This is a genomic window from Legionella sp. (assembly GCF_049790535.1).
Taxonomy (GTDB): Bacteria; Pseudomonadota; Gammaproteobacteria; order Legionellales; family Legionellaceae; genus Legionella.
Window position 1 is genome coordinate 1 of record NZ_JBAQZB010000088.1, and the last position, 7902, is coordinate 7902.

Below are 7902 nucleotides of genomic sequence, written 5' to 3' on the forward strand. Positions count from 1 at the left end.
GATTTCAGCCATGGATTGCTGAAATCTATCATGAGCTAGCGACACTATCGAGATGTATCTATTCAAGTAGTATGTACTAAAGACGCCTCGGGTATTGGCTCCTCATGATTGTCATTGCTCTTAAAGCAATCAACAATTAACTTGATTAGGAGACAGATAAACGCTCTTAAGTCTGCAAATAGTGGTCTGTCGCCATTTAATGTTGCCCTTAAGTTCGGGAATAAAACACCTCGACCGTCAAGCCATGCATGTGTGTTGGCAAACAGTGGGCGTTCTCCTGTAAGCGTTGCAATGGTTTCGGCAAATGGTATTTGATAAATGGTGGCTTGACCATCATCGGCCTTATCATAAGACCACTTGGTCTTGATTTGTTTGCTTTTCTTTTGTTGTTCAGCAAAAAAACCACGGTGAGCGTGCAAACTATTGAAGCAATTTTTCGCAGATGTTGGATTAATGGAAATCGCAGCACTTGGGATGAGCTCTTCACACATTTGATGACACCATTTCTTTGTGAATGCGCCAAATTTTTCTTCGAACTGTTCCAGATCTTGTTCTTTCAGGGCTTTTCGAATATCCTTGCGATTGAGTTCCCAGTCTTTTTGTATAGTGTCTAAAAAAACTTGCCATTTTTGCAACATATCACCTTTTTCACTAATTGGTGTATCATCAAAATGCTTGATGAATGCTTGGTGTACTTGCTCAAGAAAATCGGCATACATTGATGATGTGTTTTTTTCAATTGATGCTTCCAAAGCCATTTTATTTTGTACTTTATAAACATTAGCCTCAATATTATAAGTGTTGCCATTAATAGGTGTTTCTTCATCGTTTAAATTAATGAGCATTCGATAGTCACCTGGCTTACCAAAACGACCAGTACGACCCTTAATTTGTATCTCGTCTTCAAAAGTCGGAACATATGCCGCACAAACTCGTAAGTTTTCTGCCCGAATATCAACACCACGTGCAAACATACCTACACTAGAAATGGTAACATAACCTGGTTTGCCACCGTATTTAACGGCTTGTTTTTCTTCATCGCTGGTGCTCAAGCTGTGAATGTATTGCCAATTTTTAATAAGCTTTTGGAGTTTGACATCTTGTTGAAGAGCTTTATTGATTGTCTGGCTTTGTTTGTCATCTCGACAAATCAATAAATATGGTCTGTTGCTTCGACAAGCCTCTGCAATTTCATCTTTGATAAAAGACAATTGTTGTTGTGCGTCTTTAGCAGCCAGAACCCTTTTTTCATCACGACGCAAAGGCTTTTCTCGCGGGGTTATCATATACTGCCAATTACCTTGATTGATTTTTGGATTGGCCATAGGCGCATCAGCGCGCGTTGAGCCACTTACGCCATATGCTTGTTGATAGTTATCAAGAAATGGATGGGTGTAGATGGTTCGTTGCGTTTCATTTTCAGGTAAAATTACAAATGCTTCTTTGCCAGCTTTTTGGTTTTCAATAGCACATAAGCATTGATGTACTCCATCTGAGAAGTTACTGCCTTCTAATGGACGACCATTGTCCAGTACCAAGACTTGTCTGGTATAGCATGTTAGTCCTTCCACATTTCGAACAGGTACAAGCTTGTCTTCATCGGCAGATGTGACGGCATAATCTACATCTTTGGTCAGTTTCAAAGCGGTGTATGCGGATTTAAGCCATACTTTTAACTGCTCTGGTTTTTTATCTTTTAAATTAGCCAGGCTTGCTTGATGCAGTTGGTCATTATCATGAAGCGGTACGTACTTTAAGAAAGCATCTGCCCGCTCATCTTCGGTTAAAAGCTCATTTTTGGCGATTTGCTCTTTCATAAAATGAACTAAGAGAGGATATACCCAGATGAATCCAGACAGTTTTTTGGACTTAGCTGCATAGTTAAAGGCGTGGCTGCTTCTATCGTGAACAAACTTGTCCTCTTCATCCAGCATCAAGCATTGATTAGCAGGGTTTTCATCTCGATAATCATAAGGAGTTAAATCAATATCACTTTTATTTCTCAAAAGAATCAAATTTGAGTTGTCGGTGAAGTTGACACCAGCTTTTCGGTAAAGCTGTGGTGGTGTATTCAACCCAATAAGCCCAGTTGGAATATTCAACGCATCAAAAAACTCTTGATAGGTGAAGTAATCTCTTTCAGCCAGGGTCATGTTACTGGTCATAAAATCAACGGTTTTTCCTTGTATAGCCTTGCATGCACTCATAACCATCATTAAGCGTGATTTGCCCTCGCCCGTATCAATCTGATTGATAATTCGGTCGTGATGCTGGCCTTTTTGTAACATGGCAAAAGCGGTCATAACTTGAGTGGTGTTTAATTCCTGAGAGCTTTTACCACTTGGGCTGGCATCATCCTGTTGATGAGCTGTTCTGGCTAAAACTTCAATGACTGTTGTAAGTAATTGAGGAATGTCCTCATTATTAAATGATGGTTTAGCCTTTAAGTCTGATATGGTTTTAGTTAATTCAGCCATGCTCTTTAACCGATTTTCCTGAAGCAGGCGGTCAAAGAGTACGCCTTTTTGTGGTGTAAAAATACCGTGTTCAACACCTTTGAAAAGCTTGCTTTGTTTAATATAGTGTTTTGGGTTAAACATATGACTTTCATTGCGATGACCAAAAGGTAATAAGCTAAATGCTTCATGTTTTTCAACAAATTTATCGCTTTCCAGCCAACTATATAGCTCTTTAATAGTTGCATAAGGAGGTGTTTGGCAATGAGTTTGCATCAATGACATTTTGCTCTTATCAATTTGGCAAAGCTCAACAAGCTTATTGAGATTTTCAGTAGGTTGCTCACTATTTAAAAGCCTTGTTATGAAGAAAATGAAAAAGTGTCGCTCAAAGCTTTCTAACTCACTTATTGTTTCAAGAAAGTCTAATAATGCTTGGGGCTTGTCTTGATGGTGCGAAATTAGAGCATAAAAAACACTCATGTTATCGCGGCCAGTCTTGTCGATCCCCGGAGCCAATAGATTAGCAAGCTCGGTTAAACGACTTAGTAAATTGCTTAGTGACTCAAAATAGTTTTCTTCACTATTGACAAGGTTGTTCACCAATTGAATTGTCTGCTTTTGAGCATGTGGGTGAAGGGAGGCGATTGAGTTGATATTGTCAATAGTATCGGTTAATTGCTTATCTATACCCTCTGCGCCAACCTTATCTTTAGGCAACTTTAAAATCAATGTAGCGAGGGTTTCTTGGAGGTAGATGGGGTTTATCTTCCAATTTTGACTGGTGATATGCTTTTCTAAATCGATATATTTCTTGATTTTTGCAAACAATGATTGATTATCAGTCTTTTCAAGATTGTTTCTCAAAAAGATAACATTAAAAGCGGTAAGTGACTTATTCTTAATAGTTTGTTCTAAAAACGTTAATAAATCATCGTTATTTTTGGGAATTTCAGATTTGACAGATGTAAGGCGTTGCAGAAACTCTGTGAATTCTGAAGGTGCTAATATTTCGGACAAATATGAGAACTGCAAGTTAATGTGTGAGAGTTTATGGTTTTCAATTAAAGGTTGTTTTCGTACTAATTCAGATTCAATTTGGAGCAGTAGCTCAAGGTCCTTGTTAGCAAAATCAAAGTTTTCTAAAATACTTAATTGATTTTCGTTTAAACCATTTTTAGCATCTTCAAGCAATTGACGTTTTTTTGCAAAAAAACCTTCTTCAAAATGTGCTAAATAATGTTCTTCGAAGTATGAGAGCATATCCAAAGTATCATCTATCTTATAAATATCTCGGTTAATCTCGGTTGTGATTTGTAACAAATCATTAAAATTTAGCTGCTTTTTCACATTTTTGAAAATACTTGAGAAAAAAGATAATTTTTCAATGAGTGTATGACGTTTTAAAGGATCGGGATCTGTTCTGAGTGTGTTAGCAAGATGTACAAGTTGTTCTTCTTTTTGAATGCTAAAAGTGCTGATGAGTGGGATAAACATATTCACTAATTGTTTAGGCACCTCATTTGAAACTGAAACACTATGAGCAAGTTCAGTATATGATTTTGTCGACATCGTATTCCATATGCCATTAATTAAATAGAATTGACAACCCTGATAAAAGGAATTGCCATGCTGATACACACAATGGTTTAGCTTATCGGATAATTCTACCAGGCTTGTTAGCGGTGAGATCCCAACGATACCCTGCCCAAGATCAGTAACCCCAAGCTTTTCAATAAAGTTTCTGATATGACTTGATATGGCGCCTAAAAATGGCATATTAGGTTGTTTATCTAGCCTGGTTAAATGATGTAGAAAATCACTCTTTATAGCTCCGTGATTGCCATTAATGGTCAAAAAGTATTTAATAATGGTAGAGCAGCTTTCGATGGTGTCGATTTGTTTACAGACTTTATCCCAAATATCAAATTCCTGTGTTTCTTTTTCTTTGTTTTGTGCCTGGTGGTTTTCGCCTGTTGTTGCTCCAGCAAGCATGCTTAACAATCTTGATGAATCAATACCATCAGGAAAGTTTTCTATGGCATGTCGATAAAATTCTATGGAATTACGCTTTGGCATATAGGATACAAAACGCCAAAATGAACGATTGTCATGAATATTTTTATCGGTTGCTACATCACGATAGCCTTCATAGCCTTTTCTTAGAGTTTCATTAAGAGCCATTTCTGGGATTAAAAATCCACAAGGCTTTTTACTGTGCATATAATCAGTAATACCTCGAATGGCACCATAACTTTTTTCAAGTGGTAACTGGGCCAATACCTGCCATTGCGCTTTGGTATCTTCAGGTTTTAAATGACGATTGAACATCACAGTATTCCAACGGCCAATTAGCGCAATTGGATTAAGTTCAGTGAGTGTTGAAAAATCGGTTTGGTAAAACGCTAAATCAAGCGCTTCAACTTTGTTTGCAAAATGAATAAACGCTTCATCGAGTTGCTCTTGCGTACATGAAGCAGGGTTTGATTGATTGGCTTTTTCAACGAGAAAGCAATACCAATCTTGTTTCGGTCTTTCAAACTGTAAGTGTGGTTTTAATGGTGCTTTGCATGAGTTTTTGTCGGTTAATTGAATAGCAATTGAGTTTTTGACATCATGATTAGATGCCAGAAAATCACTGAAATGCAACACATCACGGCCACCGCCTTCAATGGGACTTTTAACCATGAAAAAGCCAGTGGGTAGATTTTGATAGTCTAAGCCACTTTGTTCAAATTGATGAATATGTTTAAAAATAATTTCACAAGATTCTTCAGTTAAAAAGTGAACTTGCGGGTGCTCCCCACTTTGGCCTGTTTCAGGAGCATGTCCTAAAAGGGTATTCCACATGTTGGTGGCTTCTTGTATAGGCGCATTAAACCAGGCTTGATATTTTTGTTTAAATGTATGTTTATCAACCACTTTTATGTCATGAGGTTCTGTGTTTTGCTCTTGTTGATTGATATTGATGGCAGTTTCTGTTTCAACAACATAACTAATCTCAACGCGTGTATTCATATAACCCTCAAAGAATTTATCGAGAAATGTCGGCTAATTATATTTAAATAATCTTATGGGAATATTAATAACGTTGATCTAAACTGAATTTAATCTTTGTACGGGACAAGTTATTAAAATCAGTTCTCTTTAAGTCCAAACTGGATATAATTTGTATATTTTGAGAATAGTTTCATGTTGATTTTAAAATTTGTACGGAAATTGCATATTCCACTGAAGGCTACTTAAATAGTTATTTTATCAATTGAATGATGTAGCTTATTAAGCTATGATTGAAGCTTATTTGGCTTCATTTAGAAATTATGTTAGACACTTCAATATTGTTTTCTGAATATCGGCGACGCGTGCTTGGGCTTTTATTGCTCCATCCTGACAAACGTTATCATGTTCGAGAGATTGCCAGATTAACAGATACTACTGCATGGGTTTAAATTTTCTACATATCAACTCATCATTCAGCTCAGAAACAAAATTCTTGAATGGCCTATAACAGCCAACTGGCGTATAATTGATTTTGGTTTTGATAAAAGCACTCGAATGAACCATTTCAAATTTTTCAATAATGAAATGATATCTAGGCGTATGAGTAGCAGTAATTTCGACTAACCCTTTAATATTGTAAAAAAACTTGGTTAACCAATTCATGAGATCCATATCAACAATCATTTTTAATAAAAAAATACTTCCTGCTGATGTGTCTTACATCAGCCATACCGATCGTGGCTTTACTCTGGGGCACGGGCTTTTTGAAACAATCTTAATTAAAAAAAATATATATCCGGCGCTAGACTATCATTGGAGACGATTAGTGGCAAGTGCCTGTCTTCTAGAAATCCGCCTACCTTTTTCACAAGAAGAATTGGAGTGGATGCTGCAGAAATTGATCATTAATAATAATTTACAAGAAAAATTAGCTGGTGCTCGAGTTACTATCACTCATGGGGAATCTGAGAGAGGAATTGTTCCTCTTCGAGCGCCCAATCCTAATTTCGTAATTACAGCATTTGAATGTGCAGCTCCAAATGACAAACCTTATTCTGCACTTGTAGTGAATACGAGAAAAAATGAACATTCTATTGCAGCGAAAGTGAAATCAATAAGCTATATAGATAATATTCTTGCAAAGCAAGAGGCCATGAAGCAAGGATATGATGAGGCTATTTTGCTGAACACCGCATCACATATTGCAGATGGCTCTATTTCTAACATCTTTATGGTTAAAAATAACCAAATTATAACTCCACCTATTGACGATGGAGCATTACCTGGAGTTGTACGCGCTATTTTGCTTGAAGAATTTAGCCAGGACTTTTCCATTATAGAGGAATCTATCCAGTTAACTGATTTAATGTGTGCTGATGAGATTTTTTTAACAAATGCCCTAATGGGTATTAAATCGGTCAATAAGCTTAATTCGAAACTTTTTTATTCATACTCATTCGCAAATAAAATGAGCACCATGTTACGCGAGAAAAAAGACTATATTTAACGCGGTAAGTAGGACGATACTGTAATAAAAAAGCTTTTAGAAATTTTTTTTAAAGGATGGGTATTAAACTTCTGCGCCCTATATATCAGTTCGTTGGCAACTTTTTTCTGGTTTTGAAAATTTTCAATTTCTTGAGAATTATTTACTTGCTGATTAATCGCATTATTTTGCTGATAATTGCTTGGCGCCCATATAATTCGCTTTCGATTTGCATTTCAAGGATAGAGCATTACCAACCATTATTAATTATTAATGATTTGAGCAGCATACCATTATTCTTATTAACCGCTTTTCTGAATGGGTACACCTAAGTCTTCAACAAACTTCGCCCATTGCTCCAATGCCTCTCTATATAGTGGTAACATTTCATTCTTATTATTAGCCTCAAACATTGCTAATATTTTTATCAAATTAGTGTTTTTCTTTTCTAAATAAATCGAATAGACTTTAGTTAAATGGATTGGGGAATCCCAGTCAGCGTCTAGGCCTCGGTGAATATCGGGGCCGCTTTCTAGGGGAAATATTTAATACGCCAACCTTCTTTTTTACCGTTTTTATCGCAATAAATCTTTTTTTCAATAATTGAATAGGCACGGTTTTCTTGTTTATGATCAAGCATGTATCTTCCTATTGATCGAGCAATCAAATCCGCTAACTGTAAACCACAGGAGTTGGATTTTTATCTGCAAGAATAATATTGAAAGGTAATACACCCCATCGATTTGCACCATCAGCCTTGATAGTAAATTGCGATTTATTGGTAAGTAGACTAAGCTCATCCATAAAAACATGAGGTCGCCTTTCATTATGGGCCGAGAGTGAATTTGGTATAGTTAATTTTGGCGATAAACGATTAAGTAAAAAGCTTTTAAAAATAGCTGATAGTTTTGCCAATTCTCCTAAGCGATCCAATGTGTTAAAAATTACACAGGTATCGGA

The 7902-nt window shown here is 36.4% G+C and carries 3 protein-coding genes; 2 read left to right on the forward strand and 1 reads right to left on the reverse strand.

Features of this window, described 5'->3' with window-relative positions; genetic code table 11:
• Nucleotides 1-62: 62 nt before the first annotated feature.
• On the reverse strand, nucleotides 63-5144 hold the full coding sequence (locus tag WA877_RS05120) for a hypothetical protein (RefSeq protein WP_425169860.1): 5082 nt from the start codon (nucleotides 5142-5144) through the stop codon (nucleotides 63-65).
• Nucleotides 5145-6117: 973 nt separating this feature from the next.
• Between WA877_RS05120 and WA877_RS05125 the strand changes: the two genes are divergently transcribed.
• Complete coding sequence (locus WA877_RS05125; RefSeq protein WP_425169861.1) at nucleotides 6118-6963, forward strand: aminotransferase class IV; 846 nt, start codon at nucleotides 6118-6120, stop codon at nucleotides 6961-6963.
• 829 nt (nucleotides 6964-7792) lie between these two features.
• A partial coding sequence (locus tag WA877_RS05130) for a transposase DNA-binding-containing protein (RefSeq protein ID WP_425169862.1) occupies nucleotides 7793-7902 on the forward strand: 110 nt, incomplete at its 3' end.